11 protein-coding genes are annotated in these 19,016 nt (G+C 45.2%); 1 reads left to right on the forward strand and 10 read right to left on the reverse strand.

Going from position 1 to position 19,016, the window contains the following annotated elements; translation table 11 throughout:
* Nucleotides 1-24 precede the first annotated feature (24 nt).
* From AC1DPK_RS15570 to AC1DPK_RS15605, 8 genes are all read right to left on the reverse strand, one after another.
* The gene (locus AC1DPK_RS15570) at nt 25-1,515 is read right to left on the reverse strand and encodes an arylsulfatase (RefSeq protein WP_477510893.1); all 1,491 of its coding nucleotides are present in this window, start codon (nt 1,513-1,515) and stop codon (nt 25-27) included.
* Between the two features lie 330 nt (nt 1,516-1,845).
* A complete protein-coding gene (locus AC1DPK_RS15575; RefSeq protein ID WP_477510894.1) occupies nt 1,846-4,293 on the reverse strand; it encodes a glycoside hydrolase family 2 protein in 2,448 nt (815 codons plus the stop codon).
* A gap of 40 nt (nt 4,294-4,333) precedes the next feature.
* A complete protein-coding gene (locus AC1DPK_RS15580) occupies nt 4,334-6,106 on the reverse strand; it encodes a glycoside hydrolase family 35 protein (protein ID WP_441882619.1) in 1,773 nt (590 codons plus the stop codon).
* Nucleotides 6,107-6,315: 209 nt separating this feature from the next.
* Nucleotides 6,316-12,000: a discoidin domain-containing protein gene (locus AC1DPK_RS15585; RefSeq protein ID WP_477510895.1), complete on the reverse strand. Its 5,685-nt coding sequence runs from the start codon at nt 11,998-12,000 to the stop codon at nt 6,316-6,318.
* 693 nt (nt 12,001-12,693) lie between these two features.
* Nucleotides 12,694-14,052 carry a hypothetical protein gene (locus tag AC1DPK_RS15590; protein WP_477510896.1) on the reverse strand — a complete coding sequence of 453 codons (1,359 nt, stop codon included), beginning with the start codon at nt 14,050-14,052 and terminating at the stop codon, nt 12,694-12,696.
* 25 nt (nt 14,053-14,077) lie between these two features.
* Entirely contained in the window at nt 14,078-14,848 is a 771-nt protein-coding gene (locus AC1DPK_RS15595; protein WP_477510897.1) for a DODA-type extradiol aromatic ring-opening family dioxygenase, read from the reverse strand.
* Nucleotides 14,849-14,854: 6 nt separating this feature from the next.
* Entirely contained in the window at nt 14,855-15,514 is a 660-nt protein-coding gene (locus AC1DPK_RS15600; RefSeq protein WP_477510898.1) for an alpha/beta hydrolase, read from the reverse strand.
* Between the two features lie 23 nt (nt 15,515-15,537).
* Entirely contained in the window at nt 15,538-15,939 is a 402-nt protein-coding gene (locus tag AC1DPK_RS15605; RefSeq protein WP_477510899.1) for a DoxX family protein, read from the reverse strand.
* A gap of 142 nt (nt 15,940-16,081) precedes the next feature.
* Between AC1DPK_RS15605 and AC1DPK_RS15610 the strand changes: the two genes are divergently transcribed.
* Nucleotides 16,082-16,633 carry a helix-turn-helix domain-containing protein gene (locus tag AC1DPK_RS15610; protein ID WP_477510900.1) on the forward strand — a complete coding sequence of 184 codons (552 nt, stop codon included), beginning with the start codon at nt 16,082-16,084 and terminating at the stop codon, nt 16,631-16,633.
* A 158-nt stretch (nt 16,634-16,791) separates the two neighbouring features.
* Here the strand turns inward: AC1DPK_RS15610 and AC1DPK_RS15615 are convergent, their stop codons facing one another.
* Both AC1DPK_RS15615 and AC1DPK_RS15620 read right to left on the reverse strand, forming a co-directional pair.
* Nucleotides 16,792-18,141 carry an ABC transporter permease gene (locus AC1DPK_RS15615; RefSeq protein ID WP_441882632.1) on the reverse strand — a complete coding sequence of 450 codons (1,350 nt, stop codon included), beginning with the start codon at nt 18,139-18,141 and terminating at the stop codon, nt 16,792-16,794.
* The gene (locus AC1DPK_RS15620) at nt 18,101-19,003 is read right to left on the reverse strand and encodes an ABC transporter ATP-binding protein (RefSeq protein WP_076267143.1); all 903 of its coding nucleotides are present in this window, start codon (nt 19,001-19,003) and stop codon (nt 18,101-18,103) included. The genes AC1DPK_RS15615 and AC1DPK_RS15620 overlap by 41 nt, the downstream gene beginning before the upstream one ends.
* Between the last annotated feature and the right edge of the window lie 13 nt (nt 19,004-19,016).

The following is a 19,016-nucleotide window of genomic DNA, read 5'->3' on the forward strand; positions in this document are numbered from 1 at the left end:
ACCGGATTTCTATTTTGCAAACCACTATCTGCCTGCGACAGGATGGGATGCCGCTGCCGTCCTGAGATGCTGAAGGCAGCTTTGTGGCGTCATCCCCACGATGAGGCTGACTCCGTCCGTATAACCCTCTTCTCGTCCGGTAAGTTCTAGAATCAATCGGTCTTTCCAACAGTTCAACAACTCTGCGCGCTCCGCAGACTTTACAAGGTTGCACAGCTCTTGCGGGTCAACCTGAAGATCAAACAATTGCTCCTCGCCCGTCTGGGAATACCAAATATATTTGACCTTGCCATCGGTTAAGTAGTGATAGGAAAGCTCACCGTAGGCATGCTCACCGTGGATGTAAGTCCTCCATTCGGATGTGCCGGCATGCGTCCCCAAAGGAATGATGCTGCTTCCGTCTACCGTGGTTGGGATCGGGACATCTGACGCCTCCAATAAGGTTGGCATAATATCACGCAACTCGACGATTCGATCCACTTGTTTGCCTCGGACGAGGCCTAACTTGCCTGTAGGGTCATTCAAAATGAGCGGCACTTTGGCGCTTCCTTCGTAAGCTAATATTTTCTTATAGAGAAGATGGTCCCCCATCAGGTCCCCGTGATCCGACGTGAAGAGGATGATCGTATCGTTGCTTACACCGAATTCATATAGGGCGTTCATCAATCGGCCGATCTGGTTGTCGATATGAGTAATTAAAGCATAGTAGGCCGCCAACGATTTTTGGCGCATACGCTTATTCACGATTCCTCTGCCAGTCGTCGGATTCAGCCCGTCACGGTCGGGATCATCGAGGCGCGCCCAATCGCCAATCGGAGGTTCCGGCAAATCGATTCCATCATACAGATCAAGAAACGCTTGCGGAGGATCCAAAGGCGCATGTGGCCTTACGAATGAAGTCCAAAGAAAGAACGGCTTGCTCGGATCCCTCCGCCGCAAGAAATCAATAGACTGAGTAACCGCCCAGTTGGTCGGATGTAACGCTTCTTCCAAATGCCAAGGTCTCGCGACAGTCGAAGCGTTACAATCAAGACCGTGATCCATAATATCCTGTTGTGATCCGGCTCTCTCTTTCAACCAGCTGATATAATCGTCCGTTTGATCCCACCACTCATTCGCCGTCGATCGGGAGCGATCACGGTTATAATGCATATAGCCGTCATGCAGTACGATGTTGTGAAATCCGCACAGATTGCGCGTGGGATACACATGCATCTTGCCTACGCATTGTGTATGGTACCCGGCCTTCGCAAACTCTCCAGGCATCGTATGCTCATAGCTCCAGGGCACTTTGTCCTCATACCCAACTCTTCCATGGTTTTGCTGGCTCATTCCTGTTAAAATGGCGGCTCTTGCCGGAACGCAGGATGGAGTTGCTGTGTAAGCGCTTGTATACGCAACGCCGGTTCTCGCCAAGTTGTCCAAATTTGGTGTTTCGATAACGGGATGGCCCAAGAAATGAAGACAATCCGCCCTCATCTGATCAACGGTGATTAAAAGTACGTTTGGTCTCATGCGACGCCTCCTTCTCGCTTGCTATATGAAATCCTTCTCCTCTACTCCTAATACTTCTTCAAACGTAGGCGTTATCCTTTTGCAGCAAATGCGAGCTTCTCGTTACTAGAGTCACTGAGTCACTGATATGCATCGAAAGGGTATACAAAAAGGTCCCCAGACGCTAAACACTTCTAAGTGTCCAGTGTATGGGGACCAGTTTGGGCTYTTTTTTGTATGTGGAGCGATGTCGCGCCTTTCCATCGCTTCACTTAAATCTATTTTATTTTTGGAGATTTAGAAATAGCACTCTTAAGACAATGTTAGTCAACAATAAAAGTTTCTTGTTCTTTATACACTTGCAAGCTTGACCGAGGAAGGCTTTAAACCTTTAGAATAAGCCTTCACTTTGATTTCCCCAGGCGTCTCCCGCGACTGAAGCAGCACAGTTGCGATGCCAGCTTCCGCCCTTACGGGGTTCTCGCCGACGATGACTGCAGGACCGTCAATTTCAAACCAAACCTCATGGCAGGCGGGGGACACCACGGTCCCGTTCGCGTCTTTGATTTCGGCGTAGACAAAGATAAAGTCAGATCCGTCGGCTGTAAGCTTTCTCCCGCTCTCGTCAATGCGGATGGAAAGCATCTCAGGCTCCAGTGGAGTATGCACGACGCATACAGCAGCTTCCCTGCCGTCTATTCGCCCGATTGCCTTTAATTCTCCGGGCTCGTACGCTACATTGGTAAATGTGAACGGAGCTTGCGTCAAATTTCGGCAGTTTCCTCCGTCATGCGGATAAACCTTCATGTCACCAGCATCCGTTTTCCCATGCACGCCTGCTTGATTCCCTTTATGCTGTTCTTCATCCGTAAGCCAATAGTCCACTTCGTAGCCTGTCACACGTTCTCCGTATTCCGTATCCGGACCATGATCAGCTTTTCTCACACTGACTGATTTCCCGTTTACAAATAACTCGACCTCGCTGCAATTTGAAAATACGACAACCTTCGTCGGCGAGATGCGTTCCGTCCAATAATTCGCAATGTAGACCATCGGTCCGCTTTCCACATGTTCATGAGCGATTTCCGCTCTTCGTTGACTCTGGTAAAAATAGTAAACCATTTTAGGCAGACGGAACGTGTCGAGGGCCCCGCATTCCGCCAGCCTTGGATAACAACCGCGGTTATGGTCGATGCCAACCCACGAGGCGTCCCCGAGCGACCATCGGTTACCGCGGTTCCGGTTCAGCGACCATTGATAATTCCAGGCTTGCAATAGCAGCTTCTGTTCTCCGGCGCCGCGCGGTACCCTGCTTGTACTCTCATGGCCGCCGAACTCGTAATCTCCATATTCTCTATCGAACCCCCCTTTCTCGGGCAGCACCTCTTCCAGTGGACGCGACAATGTTTCGTCTTTCCATAGTGTATAGGGCACATCAAAGTTGACGTAAGCCGGATTTATTCGTCCGATCGTGTCTCCAGAAGTAAACATTTGATCTCCCGGATATTCTTCATGGGCAATCAGATGGCATTCGTGAAAAAATTCGTCCGTCGCCCCTTTCCTGCCGGGATACGTTTCATTCAGGCTGACCTCCCACATGATCACGCACGGACGGTTCCGGTCGCGGCGGATCATATCACGTATGTTTTGCCGGACAAGATCCAGAAACTCTCCTTCCTCGCAGTACTGCCAGCCCGGCACCGGTTCGACGACCATCAGCCCGAGTTCGTCGCAGGCGTCAAGAAAAGCAGGCGCCTGGGGGTAATGGCCAAGCCTGACGAAATTGAATCCCGCCTCCTTCAGCTTCTTCGCATCGCGGTAATGTGCGTTATTCGAAGCTGCATTTCCGATATATGGATATTGCTGGTGGCGGTTCGTCCCCCTGATGACCAGCCTTTCATCATTTATTACAAAGCCGCCTTCTTTACTGAACGAAATCTTGCGTATTCCGGTTCGGGTGCGAATCTCATCCACCGTTTGGCCGTTTTCGAGGATTTCCGTTTGCAGGGTATACAAATAAGGGTTGTCCGGATGCCAGAGATGAGGCCTCGTTATCGTTAGCATTTGAACGAACGTATGCGCTCCGCCGGCTAAAACGGTCTCCACCGAACTTTCTTCCGATTCTACTTGCCGCCCCTGTTTATCCAAGAGTGTTGTCACGATTTTCACTTTCTTCATCGCTTCATGCTCATTAATCACATAGGTCAGAACTTCGACCGTCGCCGATGCTTGCGAGACGTCGGCGTATTTGACGAAGATCCCGCCTCCCGCAGGTTTTCCGGTATAAACGGCATCCGTGACATGGAGCTTATCCGTGACATGAAGGTGCACGTTGCGGTAAAGTCCGCCGAAATAGGAAAAATCCAGACTTTCCAGCGGCTTTCCCGGAGGTATGGCTCCGTTGTTCCGGTTGTCGAGTCGTACGGCAATTACATTGACCGCCTCGAAATCGACATCGTCGGTGATGTCGATCGTAAACGGCAAATAACCGCCTTTATGATTCAGCTTGAGCCTGCCATTGACCCATACAGATGCCTCATGCATGGCCGCTTCGAATTCCACAAAGAGCTTCTTTCCCCTGTCTGCTTCGTCCAAAGCAAATTGCTTGCGATACCAGCATATCCCTTGAAAATGCAAGTCCGCATGCAGCGTTTCAATTTTTGGCGTATGAGGCAGATAGACGGTTTCCCAGCTTTCGTCTGAATGACGCTTCTGCTGTGCTCCACATACGTCCTCACGAATAAACTTCCAGTTCCTATTGAAATTCATTGTTTTTCTGCAGCCATTCAAATGTCTCAATGATCAATAAGCCTCCCAAATTTGATTATAAAAAATTTGTTTAACCTAACTCGGCATAATCTTGCAGGGTAACGATTGTGTTTTTCGTTCCATGCAGTTCAAATATGATGAGTTCATTGTCACCGATACGCAAGAGCGGAGCAGGGATATATAATGTTTTTTGCGGACCAATCTCCCAATAACGGCCGAGATTGAACCCATTGATATAAGCAACTCCCTTCGTCCATCCTTCCATATTCAAAAAAGTATCACCGATTTCATCCAAGTGAATTACACCTTTATAGAAGGTAGGGGTAAAGGCCTCGTTTGTCTGTACTTCCCGGAATATTAGCTCTGATACATTGTTCAGAGGAAGCGTATGAATCGTCCAGTCATAAAGGAACTGCTGGCCCAGGCGAACGCCTTCCGTAATTCCTTTTGGATCCTTCATCCCGTAACCATAATTAATTCGTCCTAGGTTTTCCACTAGGATGCTGAGTGTTGCACCTTCTGAAGGAATGTCTAAAACGATATCGATATCTGATATATTCGGTGTTATATCATGTGTGTTTCGTTCAATCACTCCTTGATAAATACCGTCAAGGAAGATCAATGCGCGATCACGTACCTCCTGTATCGTTAATTTCATTTGCGATATAGGACCAACAATGTTAGTCGTATATAAAATGAAGCCATAGTCCTGATCAAGCCGCTCCATTGTTTCCGGACATGTGCTTTGAACCGGAGTCGACAACAAATTAAGCGAATCAAACAACCGCACATGTTCCATTAAGCGGACTTCACCGTAATGCTTCTTCGGCACAGGACGTGGTAGTTCTATCTCAGCAATTTCGGTATATTTCGATAAAACTTCACGAACTGCAATATATTTGTCCGTGATATCTCCTGATTCATCCAATAACACATCGTAATCATAGCTAGTCACCGTCGAATCATATTTACCCGAATAATTCGCACCGTTATAGAATCCGAAATTCGTCCCGCCGTGGAACATATAAAAGTTAACAGAAGCTCCTACCTTCAACATTTGATCCAGTACTTCCGCAACATCTTCATGCTTTCGCAAATGGTGTTCATGGCCCCAAGAATCAAACCATCCGTTCCAAAATTCCATACATACAAGCGGTTTATCCGGTTGATATTCCTGCAGCTTTCCAAAAGCCTCTTCAGGCCGCGACCCAAAGTTGACTGTGGCTAACACGTCTGGAAGGAGAGTCCCCCCTTGTAGATTGCTGTCGGTATACCCGTCCGATGTGAACAATAACACATCCATTCCACGTTTAATCATCGCTTGCTCCAAATATTTCAAATATTTCTTATCGTTTCCGTAACTTCCGTACTCATTTTCGATTTGCATCGCAATAATCGGCCCGCCATTCGTACATAGAAGTGGCAAGAATTTAGCCAATAGCTCATTGTAATAAGCATCGATTTTTTCCAAATAGGGTTGATGAAAACAACGTAAGCGCATATTTTCTTCCTTAAGCAGCCAAGATGGCAATCCTCCGAATTCCCACTCCGCACATATATACGGACTTGGGCGTACGATAACGAATAATCCCTGCTCATCCGCTATCTGTATAAAACGAACGACGTCAGCAATGCCACTAAAGTTGAATTCCCCTTCCCTTGGCTCGTGTAAATTCCATGGAATGTAAATTTCTACTGTATTAAATCCACAAGCTTTTAATTTAATTAGTCTGTCCTGCCAATATTCCGGCACAATACGAAAATAATGTATGGCTCCAGATAGAATACGAATAGGCTCCCCGTTATAAACAAATTGATTTCCTTCGATTGTAAAAGTAGACATAGCTTCTGCTCCTTCTTTCTTGATTAGTCATGTTGTCAGCTTAACAAGTACCCCTTCTTTAGAAAACAATGAAGAATAAACAATCCTCAAAAAAACATAACAATATCAACTATTTTTTTTAGATATTTCTCAGAATTATAACGATCTCACTATAAAAGCAAAAAAGAGGGGAAGCATATAGCTCCCCCAAAACAATGTTCGATGTTATTTTATTGCAAGATCGCTTTTGCTACGATTGCAAGGTCTTCGATACCAACCTTACCGTCTTTATTGACATCCGCATTCACATTCCAACCCGCTTGACCTTGTTGTGTGCCATAAGCCGCTGCAACAATAGCCAAATCTCCAATCGAGACGCCGCCTTTACCATCGACATTTGCGTTTATCTTCTTGTTATTAAACGCTTGAATGGCTGCTTCCAATGCGCCTTTCGCATTATCCACTTGCGCTTGAGAAGCATTCGAATCGCTTGCTGTCACATTAGCCGCATGGATAGCTGACTGTAATAGCGCTTTGGATCCAACCACATACTGGCCGTCCGCATTTCCTTCCACTGCAGCATCGTACTTCGCCTCAGCACTTGCAATCAGTGCATTTAGCAATGATTTATCCACGCTTTCCACGATTTGAATATCATGGTTGCTTCCTCTGATCTGCAGTTCATGCCCCTGTGCGTTAGCAATCGCAACATGATCGACAGAAATCGTCGTAGAGGTTGCCTGCGTTCCAGATTTGGCGGTAAATGCGAATGCAAGGACATCCCCTTGAGCATTCACTCCTTGGTTTTCGTTCACGCTAGCAGCCAAAATCCGGACTTGTCCCGGTACTTTTTCCTCATGATCGATGACTTTAAAACCGTCTTTTAATGAAGTAACCGATTCAAACTGTAAATGTGCCGGATCATAGTGAAGCGTCAAATCTTGAGCATACACTTGCTTGTATACACTATCCGTAACGCCAGACAATCCCATCTTCAGATTGAATGCTTGGTCAGCGTTCACCTTAACTGGCCCGGTTATAACCGATTGCGGCACTTCTACTGATTCCAGTAATACATTGATTTCAGCAGCCGATGCGTAACCACCAACGCCTGCTGTTGCTTCAAGCTTGACATATGATGCTTTTGTCGAAGTAAATGATGCGTATTTCTCCTTGTTGTCGTTTGCCCAATCTCCATTTGCAACTTTGGTAAAAGATACTCCATCCTCACTGACATACACGTTATAGCTTGTAATATTTCCGTTGCTGCCTGATTGCCTTGGTAAATACGCAAGTCTATTGATTTGGTGAGTTCCACCCAGATTTAAGATAATCGATTGGGGAAGAACGCCGGATTTATCCCACTTTGTATGCCAAAACGTTTGTGGGTTTCCATCAACCGCCAACGAGGCTGCATTGTTCTCACCAGCCGTTTCCTGACTTGCCGCCGTTGCCGTCATTTGTGACTGAGGAACACTATTGCTAGCTACATTTATTGTCAAAGGGCGACTTACAACGGTCACCCCTTCTAAAGTAACCTTTACCGCAACAGTTGCTATAAACCCAACGCCAAAATCGCCTTTAACAATGATCGTGTTACTGCCGTCAACAACAGATAACCTTGCATCGCTAAATTGATATTCTACAGCTGCCTTTGATAGATCGACCGTCTCTCCAGTACTTAATATGCCATTAATAGTAGACACGATTGGATCATTCGGTTTAATAGTCGTTTTATTCAGAGTGAAGTCCATTTTCTCTAAATAAGGAGCCATGTAGATTTCCTTTTGCTCATTAACAAAAAGATACGTAACTTTGTCAATCGAACGTCCATCTATTTGCACTCGAATGTTAATCTTTGCCATGCCTTCTGAAACAGCGGTCAACAGGTTGGATTCGTCCACCGTAATCACATCCTGGTTTTCGCTTGTCACTGTGATCTTCGCATCTTTAATATCAATCGGTTCACCCTTACCCGTAAAAGCCGCAATGTCATATTTACCTGTAGCAGCATTCACCGGTTTATACTCATAATCGAAACGATCAAATAATCCGGACTTATCCACTCCGTTTATTGCCACTTCAAGCAAATCAATCGTTGACCCGTTTGAACCATTTTCAAATTGTAATCTAACGTATTGAGCTCCCGCTCCCGTGTTTATTACATATTGATTGTAGAATCCAAAATAAGCAGAGCCCGTCGGGCCGTTAACGGTGCTGACATCGTTCCAGTCCACGCCATCAGCACTCGTTTGAATTTTTATTGTTTTAGGCGTATTGATGTATTTTTGTTCTAAAGAATTGAAGTTAAGATTGATACTAGCAATCTCGGAGATTGTCGGCAGCTTAAATTGAATCCAAGACTTCTCATTTGCTGGTACCGACCATTTGGCCCCGTCAAAATGAATACCGTCAATTGTTTTCCCATCAACTAATTGACTCACAGCATCTTGATCATGACTAGCTGTAATTTCAGCGGCCCCTGCAAGGTTATCATGCGGCAGCAGGTCCATGAATACTTTATTTGTTGTAAATGTTTGACCGTCTAAAGTTACATCCGCCCAAACGACTCCGCGTGTAAGTTTCTCTACGAACGGCGCAATAATTTCATTTTTCTTAAATGTAAACGTATCTACTTCTTTGATCGCCACGGGATTATAGTTATTACCCGCTTTTAAATCAATAGTACCCCCATGCCATGTAATATCTGCTGTATCAAGCCCGATCGCTCCGCCTTTAGCTGATCTGCCTTCTATTTCATAGCGTAGGCTTTTCAGTAAATTAAACTCACCATAGGCTTCTTTACCCTCAATCAACAAAGTCGCACMAATCATGCTCTCGCCAACATAAACGACTCCATCTTTAACGGTTACTTTTAAGATGTCCTCTTTCGTTACACCCTCATAAGCAGCACTTACGGTGATGGAAGTTGTTCCATTTGATACTGGAGTCACAATTCCGTTCGTATCGACCGCAGCTATTGCTGGATCTGCACTGCGATAAGTTAAATCTGAAAGCTGGGCTTTCAGCGCCGGGAATGTCATATATCCCTCAGCGTTGATTTTAAGTGAGGAAGGCGTTAACTGCTCCCCTGTTGCTTTTACATCCGTAAGCGTATAGTTTCGTGCAGGATTGTCGGTTACAATCTTAATGATCGTATCAATCTGATCCTCTTGAACGTTAGCAAGATTGATTGTCAAGCTGTCCTCATTTTGTTCAAACGATGTGACCGGGACATTCTCGTTCAACCATGTCACGGATGTCACCTTATCTTTAACCGGACGAATGGTCAAAGACTTTCCTGCAATGGCGTCAAACCCTTTTTTGCTGTCGGGTCCTTTCATTACATGCAGATACACATTGTTGTCTCTATACGTTGCATATCCCCATTGTGGTCCTGTAGTGCTGTTTGCTAAAGCAAATTTTTCATAATTGCCTTTTCCATCATCTTCATAGCCATAGCCTGAGAGGAAATATGGCGTTGTACCCGTTGTTGCCTCGTGTCTTTCCGGCTTGCCCTCAGGCGCAAACCATCTTGCCAAGCTTTCTCTCACATCAATGTATTCCTGCTCTGCTTTAGGATATCTTGTCGCAATTTCCTCAGGAGAGTTCCAATTGGGTCCGCGGCTATCTACCGGCGTCTGATCATTATTATCCACATAACCTCTGCCGACATTCATGACCATTTCCTTGATAACTTGCCTGTAGTCATCTCGTATACCGTAATAGGGAGATTGTGCATTTTTTGTGTGAATCATTTTCCATGGTTCCATAATCGTACGTTTTAAAAGATGATTTGCAGCGCCATTACTGTAAATACCAGACGCTTCTTCGGTTCTTAAATCAGGGTCTCCATACTCATCGCCCCATGCATTGGAGTTTATAATAATATCATCGCTATAATTGCGTACAACACTGTATATCACATCAAAATTGGCGTTTGGTATCCCTTGCGGTCCATCAAAATAAATATAATCAGGCGTATACCGTCCAATCAAATCGGTCAGATTCTGCACATAGACGTCCGTCGTGTAGTATGGAATCCCTCCGCCATAATATAAACCGAATTTCATTCCATGACGTTTTACGGCCAGTTCAAACGGTTTCAATCCATCTACTACTTTGCCGTTTGCGTCTTTTGGAAGATACATATGCCTCTCATGTTTTGGATCCGCAAACTTGGACGGCCAAAGATAAGCTTGTTGTACCGATTCAACCGAAACTAATGAATGCCCTTGACGTTTCGCTCTTTCCGCCCATAAGTCGGCAGAGAAATTCGGGTCAACAAAGTACTGGTAAATTGGGGCAGCATGAGTTAAAGCGCCCACACGCCCTTCTTCAAACCATTTATTAGGACGTTCCTTTACTGTAATCGTCATATTCTTGCTAGCCGTATTTCCATTTCCATCCTTTACTTGTATCGTAAAGTTATAATCTCCTGGTTTCGTATTGATACTAATGATGCCTTTGCTGCTATTTAAATCGACATTTCCATTCACTAATCCATCTGCGATTGTGCCATCGGCATTTAATTCCAAGCCGTCCGGCAGTTTGCCCTCTACGATACTCCAAGTATAACCGGGAGTTCCCCCGCCCGCCATAAATTGGAAGGTTGATGCCGCTAAGCCGTATTTCTTATTCCCTTTCGATTTATTCCATACATATGGCCATTCCTTGTAGCCAATCGGCATGGTTTGGGTTGGAAGCGGAGTTTTAATGGCATCCTCGGTTGAGAGTCCTTGCGTGACGATATTTAGAGCTTCCGTTTCGCCTTCAACCGAAGAAATAAGTCCATTGATTTTATTGCCATTTTGGTCAGTGACTCTCCCATAAAACCCAAGGTACGCTGCGCTGTCATCAAATCCTAACGGGACATTATTTGAATTCACATCTTCTGTATACGTATGCTTGATTTGAATCATCAGTTTATTCCAACCCTGCTTTAACAGGACTGCTTGTTTGGTCAAATCCTTTTGTACTTCTACTGGTACAGTCGGTGCGGTCAAAGTTTTATCGTTTACATAAATGCGATATGAACCGCTGGCACCTACATTAAAATACGCTTGTTGTGCTATCGGACTGTATATGTACGTGTGAGCATACACATATTTGTTTCTTGTGTCGACACCTTTTTTGACCGTATAGTAACCGTATAAGTCTTGATAATCATCATAGTTTCTGTTATAAATTCGATCATCAAAGTACTCCCACTTATTACTTTCACCGTCAGAACTTAATGAATCGCCAATATTGGGAGTGATCGCAGTCGTTGGCTCTCCGCCTGTCACTGCCGGATTGTTATAAACTTCTATTTCTGAGAGGCCGGTAATTGTTGGATAAGGTGTGCGTCCCTTATCTATTTCAACCTTCATTTGAACCACATTCTTAAGTCCGGATGATAATGCATACACAGTTGGTTCGGATGGGTTAGAAGATGTACTTTTAACCTCTCCCGATTCTACTTTGCTGCCGTCTTCAAGAGTGAACGTAAGATGATACCCATTGTTTACGTGACGCCCATCGCCCCATTGCGCTATTTTCAGTTCATTGATTGCAATAGGTGTACTCCATTTTAGATTTACCCATGGGCTAGAGTCTCTTTCTGTCACCCATTGCTTTTTTTTGTCTCCATCAACCAAATTTGATACAGGGTTTACTGCAAGCGTTGACGACGATGCTGTTATTTCTGATGCCAACGGCGCATAATTTACATTTTCACCCACTTCAGTCCCGTAAATCTTGTCCACTACTGGCGCATCAAATGGACCAGTTACCAGCCACGAATTTATAAAAGGCGCATTACCTGTCACTTGCTGTGCATTTACTCTCGTATTTGAGAATACAAACGTAAATGTTGTCATAATCATTGCAGCTGCCAATGTTACAGAAGTGATTTTTTTGAATCTGTTCATCATTAATACCTTTCCTCCCAATTCTGAATTTCTCCGCTTATGAACCTGAAACAAAAAGCATATTGTCGAAACAGTAGTTGAGGTATTCCTAGCAGAGTAAGGCGTAGCCATTCGCAGGATAACATGACAACGCTTTCTTTTTTAATCATGTTTAATGGTTGCTCATTCGAGAACCCCTCTCTTACGAGCCGTTCGCTATTCTCCGTTCATTGATCTGTTTTTGCTTCTCGGCGATAATATCATCCGCACCAGCTGATCGACCTCCCCTTCTCTTCAAAAGACTCCATTGTTGCTTATTTCTATTTCACAGTAGCTGATAAAAAAAGTGTTGAAAACATAAAAAAGTGTATTTTCCTTTGATAAATCATCATTGCAGCTCTCTAAAAAAGATAATTCTCTCTAAATTTTGATTTTCAAAAAAAAACAAAGATTGCACTCGCATCCTTCTATGATTTAACGGCTCCAAGACGTCTATTTAGGGAGATTTTTCAAAGAGGCAACAGGAAAATCAGTTGCCGAACACAAAACAGGTACCCATACACTCGACACTTTAAAAAAAGTGTTTAGCGTATGGGTACCTGTTTTAGTCGTTTAAAAAGCATTTTGGCATGTCCTTGAGTGAATACAGACTGCAGCTAGGGCAAGAAATAGATCATGAAAATGATATGTCAGTTCAATATTAGCTTGTTTTTTGTTCTAATACCTCACCACAACCATTAAAAAAATGATCAAACTGAGCGCCATACAGCCGGCGAACTTGTAATTCGGTGCAGCTATCTCAAACACTGATTTCTTTAGTAAACCGGACAGCAAGTTGTTTACAGCCGAAGCCGGCGAGATGGGATTAGACAAAGCCCAGCTTCCAAGCAGCAGCACCGCAAAATAAGTTGGGCTGATTTGCACGCTCACGGGATCAATGGCTCCAGCGAGCATAGTCACTGGCACGATTGGATGGAGACCAATTATTGAAGTGCTTGCAATCAAAAGAACGGTTAATATCGTGAATGTGAAGGAAATCGGCATTGGAACAAACTCAAGCAAATTCGGAACCTTTGAGCCGAAGTTTGTAATCCCAATTGCGCCACTGAAAAAGCCAGCGGCCAGAAAAAGCGTAATCTCTTTCTGCAAAGCCGGCAAAGTGATTGTTATATGATTTATAATTCCTTCTCTGTATATATTCATGGTCCCCTTTATAATGCACCAGAACAAAGGGAAAGCTACTGCAGCCATACAGATTAATAAGACCATTGGCAGCTTGATCATACGTTCCATAGTTAAGATGACAATTATGGCGCCTATTAAATACATGCCGAGTCCAACTGGAAAATTCGAGTTCTCCTTTTTGTCTACTGCCTCTTCAAATTCATCTAGACTAGCGTTACGCAATTCCCGAAAATCGACTGCCCAGCTTATGCCGAGGCTAAGAATGGCGAGTCCAAGCATATAGGGCAGAACGGACGACCAGGACAGTCCTAACGTTGAAGTCACTAGTGTCATGGCAGCGAAATAAGGTGACCAGAGAATCGCTCCCGCAAAACCTCGGTTGAGCGCATTTGCAAGCAAACGGCTCATCCCTGGCTGCGGTTTAATAAAGACCATTTGATAAACAACCGGTATCGAACCTACGTTGATAAATACGCCCATAATTTGAGTGAGCAGCTGCGTTCCCAAGAATAGAGCGGCCTTGCTGTGCAGGTTAGCTTCGTAAAACCGCTTCAAGGCCTTAACGTATTCAGGAATACGAACTGGAATTCCGAACAACGGAGCGAATAGGAAAAGCGTTACAATGGTCACGTTTATTCCAGCCGACTCGAACCAAATCCTAGCATTTGCTTTCTGCAGCGCAAGAAGTACAACTCCAATAGTCACAAAGAAAATCGTGAGCCAAAACGTCATCCCCTTCAGTTTTGGCAACAGCAAGGCGATTGCAGAAAACACCAATCCACCAAGCAGAAAGACCAGCATCTCAAGCTGCGCCGCCTGCAACGCAATATACACAGCGGCAATAGAAAATATTATTATTCTCTCCGCTGCCGTCTTAAATGCGGATGTCATCCGATCCGCCCTCTTTCATTTCATCTTAATTGAATTGCCAGCAGCTTAAGCTTAGGTTACCGTATTGGTAGCTGCGATGAAGAAGTTTTGCGTTGCGGTTGACGTCACCTGCTCCCATGGCGAGAAGAAGCGGAATGAAGTGCTCACTTGTCGGTACGGCCTCTTGGGCATGGGGAGCGAGCTCACGGTATTGAAACAGGGCTTCGGTATCCCATGACTCCAGCTTACTTTGAATCCAGTTGTCGAATTGTTCCCCCCACTCATCAATTCCCTCCGACCGCCAGTTCAATTTCCGTAAATTATGAACGGTCCCACCGCTTCCGATGATAAGAACATCCTGCTCGCGGAGTTCCGCTAATGCCTTGCCGATTTGATACTGCCTTTCATTAGATAAATAACGATTTACGGATAGCGCTACGACCGGAATATCTGCATCCGGATACAGTAGTTTTAGAACAGCCCATGCCCCGTGGTCCAAACCTCTTTTTTCATTTTGAACGTTCTCAACACCATGCTTTGTAAACAAGTTTTGAATCTGATCTACTAACGATCGGTCACTTTGTGCCGGATAAGTCATCTGGTAAAGCTCATCTTGGAACCCGCCAAAATCATAAATGGTTTCATAAGTTTCTGCAGCGCTAACCGTCTGTATCGATTCCTCCCAATGAGCGGAGAAGAGAACGATAGCTTTTGGTCTTGGTGTGTGCTCTTTAAATTGCTTAAGCAACATTGTATATTCGTTATCATCGAGCACGATTGATGGTGCACCGTGCGCGAAAAAATAGGATGGCATCATGTGATCTCACTCCTTATTTATGTTTAATTCGACATCCTTCTTCATCCACTTCATAAAATCATGCTGGTTCTCTTCAGATACGCCATGGTCGGTCGGATATAGTTTGAAAGTTAAGCGCTCCGTCTGGTCTTTTAAATAGGCAGCTGTCTCGTGGCCGATATGAACCGGGAATACGGAGTCGAATTCCCCATGCGAGACAAATATGGAAACATCCTTAGCACTTCGAAGTGAATACTCCGTTTTCACAAACTCAGGAATATATCCATTCAACGCTACGATTCCCTTTAATTGATCTCCCATTGTAAGTGCAAGCGTCATGGACAGGATTGCACCTTGGCTAAAGCCGAGCAAATAACGTTTGTCAGGATCGATTGGATACTCCTCAGTCGCATAATGAATGAATGCTTCGAGATCTGTAACCGCTTGGTCATACATCTCTCGAATAGGGTTTCCTAGGCTTTTCAAATCGTAATATTGGAATCCCGTACCAAGCGGCAAATTACCGCGAACCCCAATGATGATGAACTCTTCAGCCAATGGAGCAACCAAACCGAACATATTTCGTTCATTTGATCCTTTGCCGTGGAAGGTGAAGATCGTCGGATATTTCTTTCCTTGCTCTAGTTTAACCGGTAAGTGAACGTCATATTGATATTTCGGATTCATCTTAGTTTCCTCCATGCTGTAAGTTATTCACTGCGCTTGCTCATAATAAAACGGTCAACAGAGAACGGTGATCGATCGGCAACAACCAGATACAACGAGACCAAGATGAATCCAAGATCCAGCTCATAACCAGCCATTTGACCGTTACCAAGAAGTCCAGCCGATAATTTCGCGGTTATAATTGCACCGATGAGTATGATGACAAACAATCCTGCTACATAACGAGTAAACAACCCCAAGATCAACAATATACCGCCGATAAGTTCAAGCGCTGCAACAACATAAGCTAAAACTCCCGGAATGCCTATGGAACTGAACCAAGCTTCTACATTGCTTATTCCCTGAAACTTATCCACTCCGTGAAATATAAATATGATGCCCAACACCACACGCATGATTATGGAAACAAAAGCTGTTTTAGTCATTCTTTTTCCCTCCAAAAATATTAGTAATAGAAATATATTTTCTATAGGTGTAATTTAAAACGATTTACATTGACTTGTCAACACAAATATTGATAATATAAAATTAAATTTAGTATTACAAATATTCTAGAGGTGTGATTAGATGGATATTGGCTCCACTATACGAGCGATCCGGAAGCGAAAAAATATCACAATCGCTCAAATATGCGAAACAACCGGCCTGTCTCAAGGATTTATGAGTCAGGTTGAAACGAATAAGACCTCACCGTCCATCTCAACATTAGAAAGTATAGCTCAAGCACTTAAAGTGCCACTTGCCTACTTGCTTCTAAAGAAAGAAGAGCGAATGAGAATTGTTCGGAAAGACGAACGGACAATCACTACAAGCGGTTCAGAAAATCTAAAAGTCGAACACTTGAGTTCCACAAAAAACGTACGGATGATGATTATAGAGTTTCCTCCTGGTTCTACGACTGGCAATACTCCTCATGCTCATGAAGGCGAGGAGGTCCATGTGGTCATTAAAGGGAGAATTTACGCGGAACAAGGGGAAGATAAGGCTGAATTTGGAGAAGGTGATTCCTTTAGTTGGAATGCATGTACGCCACATTTAGTAAGAAATATAGGTGAAGATAAGGCAATCGTGCTGATCTCCATCTATAAAGAGAATGAAAATGAAAATGAGAATGGATAGGACCTCATCTAACTAAGCAAAAAACCCACAATCGAGCCAGATAGGCCGAATGTGGGTTTTTTCAATAACTTTTGAATACCTTTATTAGGTAAATTCGAAGCAGATGGAATTTCCAACGATTTTAGGCAACCGCAATCAGATGGAACCAAGAACTACTCCTAAATCTTATACGCCTTCATAGCCTTGCGGATTTCTTTCAAGCTAGGGCGTTTGCCGTACATGAGTACGCCGGTGCGGTAGATCTTAGCGGAGATGTAGACCGCCGCGTAGATCGAGACGAGCAAGATGCCGAAAGAGAGAAGCGTCTGCCACATCGGCACTTCCGTCAGCCCAAGGCGGAGCAGCATGACGAATGGCGAGAAGACCGGAATGTACGACGTCACCTTCACGAGCATGCTGTCCGGCGCGCTTATGCTAAAGATTGCGATGTAGAAGCCCGCCAGAGAGACGAATGTCAGCGGCATGACCGCTTGACCCAGGTCTTCCGTCCGGCTTACGATCGAACCGACCGCCGCATACAGCGTCGCGAACAGGAAGAAGCCCGTCAGGAAGAACAGCAGCGCGTAGATGAGCAGAATCGGATCAACGAGCGACAAGTCGATGTCGAGATTGCCTAATGCCCCTTTGTTATGCGGCATGGATATGTTCGTCAGAATGACGGCTAAGTAGAATGTGACCTGCACAATGACGACGACGAACATGCCGAATATTTTGCCGAACATTTGCTTCAGCGGCGATACGCTCGTAATGAGGATTTCCATGACGCGCGAGCTTTTCTCCGCCGTAATCTCCGACGCGATCATGTTGCCGGAGGTCATGATTGCCATGAACAGGAAGATAATCATGACATAGATGACGCCCATGTTGACGCCTTGCTCCGCCGGTGTTCTGCCCGTGTTGCCGCTGCCCGAACCCTCGCCGGTATAAATCTGAACGGTGCCGATCTTGATCGGAGCCGATAGCTGCGCCATTTGCTCTGCCGAAAGGCCTGCATCTTGGAGCACGTTCGTTTGGCGAATTTGCAAAAGCGCTCCCTGTATTGATTCCGTCATGCCGAATTCCATCAGCTTCTCGGACTTGTAAGTCATTTCCGGGAAACCGCTGTCCGTCATATCGCCGAACTCAAGGTAGCCTTTGATTTCCCCTTCATCGATAGCTTTTTTCAGCTGCTTCTCGTTTGCCGAGGCATCGCCTTTGTCCTCAAGAGGAACCATCACGATGTTCGAATTTTCTTGTTTCTCGTAGTACGCCTTCAAGCTGTCGCCTGTTGCCGTGCCGCTCGCCGCTTGTTCGCTCTGCGACTGGATATAGCCGATATTTGTTACTTTGTCGCCTTTATCAAACTGTGCAATGATATAAGGAAGATTAATGCCGATGCTGATAATTAACGCGATAATCAACGTAGTAATTACGAAAGCTTTGCCTTTGACCTTATTCCGGATCGTAAACCCTACTACCGTCCAGAAACTATTCATGACGATCACCCACCATTCGGATAAAGATTTCATTTAGCGTCGGTTCCTTAATTTCGAAATGATTCACGTTCGCCTGCTCCATCGCCAAACGCAGAATGTCAGCACCCGCCGCTTCGTAGGAGATCGCAATGTCGTAGCCGCGCTCCGTGCGTGTGACGCCGGTTACGCCAGCCAGCCGATCGAGTCCGCTAATTTCTTTGTCAGTGCCAAGGATGACACGTTCTCTCGGAAATTGTTTTTTTATTTCCTTCAAGCTGCCCTTCAAGACCGTGTTCGATCGATGCAAAATCGTAATGTTGCGGCACAGCTCCTCGACATGCTCCATCCGGTGCGTCGAGAACAGGATGCTCGAGCCGGAGTCGCGCAGCTCCTTCACCGTCGACTTCAACAATTCGACGTTGACGGGGTCAAGTCCGCTGAACGCTTCGTCCATGACGACGATGCGTGGTTTGTGGTTGACAGCCGCGATGAATTGAATCTTCTGCTGGTTCCCCTTCGACAGCTCTTCGACCTTCTTGTTGTAATATTCCGGCACCTCGAACCTCTCCAGCCACTGCTTAAGGTTGCGGTCGGCATCCGCTTTCGACATTCCTCTGAGCTGCGACAGATAGATGATCTGATCGCTGACCTTCACCTTCGGATACAGCCCGCGCTCCTCCGGCAAATACCCGAGCAGGCTAAGTTGCTCATTGCTGTAAGGCTTTCCGTTGTAGAGAATCCGCCCTTCGTCCGGATAGATCAAGCCGAGCACCATCCGCATCGTCGTTGTTTTGCCGGCGCCGTTGGCCCCGAGCAGGCCGTAAATCTCGCCCTCGCTTACCTCCAAGCTAATTTCGTTTACTGCTGTTTTATCCCCGTATTGCTTAACTACCTTTTCTACTATTAATGGATTCATTTCATTACTCCCC

It is taken from the genome of Paenibacillus sp. 01T424 (genome assembly GCF_056398745.1).

Coding starts and splice junctions, on each gene's coding strand:
- AC1DPK_RS15620 (WP_076267143.1), bottom strand. CDS start 19,003: ATGAATCCATTAATAGTAGAAAAGGTAGTTAAGCAATACGGGGATAAA.
- AC1DPK_RS15615 (WP_441882632.1), bottom strand. CDS start 18,141: ATGAAATCTTTATCCGAATGGTGGGTGATCGTCATGAATAGTTTCTGG.
- AC1DPK_RS15605 (WP_477510899.1), bottom strand. CDS start 15,939: ATGACTAAAACAGCTTTTGTTTCCATAATCATGCGTGTGGTGTTGGGC.
- AC1DPK_RS15570 (WP_477510893.1), bottom strand. CDS start 1,515: ATGAGACCAAACGTACTTTTAATCACCGTTGATCAGATGAGGGCGGAT.
- AC1DPK_RS15590 (WP_477510896.1), bottom strand. CDS start 14,052: ATGACATCCGCATTTAAGACGGCAGCGGAGAGAATAATAATATTTTCT.
- AC1DPK_RS15595 (WP_477510897.1), bottom strand. CDS start 14,848: ATGATGCCATCCTATTTTTTCGCGCACGGTGCACCATCAATCGTGCTC.
- AC1DPK_RS15600 (WP_477510898.1), bottom strand. CDS start 15,514: ATGAATCCGAAATATCAATATGACGTTCACTTACCGGTTAAACTAGAG.
- AC1DPK_RS15580 (WP_441882619.1), bottom strand. CDS start 6,106: ATGTCTACTTTTACAATCGAAGGAAATCAATTTGTTTATAACGGGGAG.
- AC1DPK_RS15610 (WP_477510900.1), top strand. CDS start 16,082: ATGGATATTGGCTCCACTATACGAGCGATCCGGAAGCGAAAAAATATC.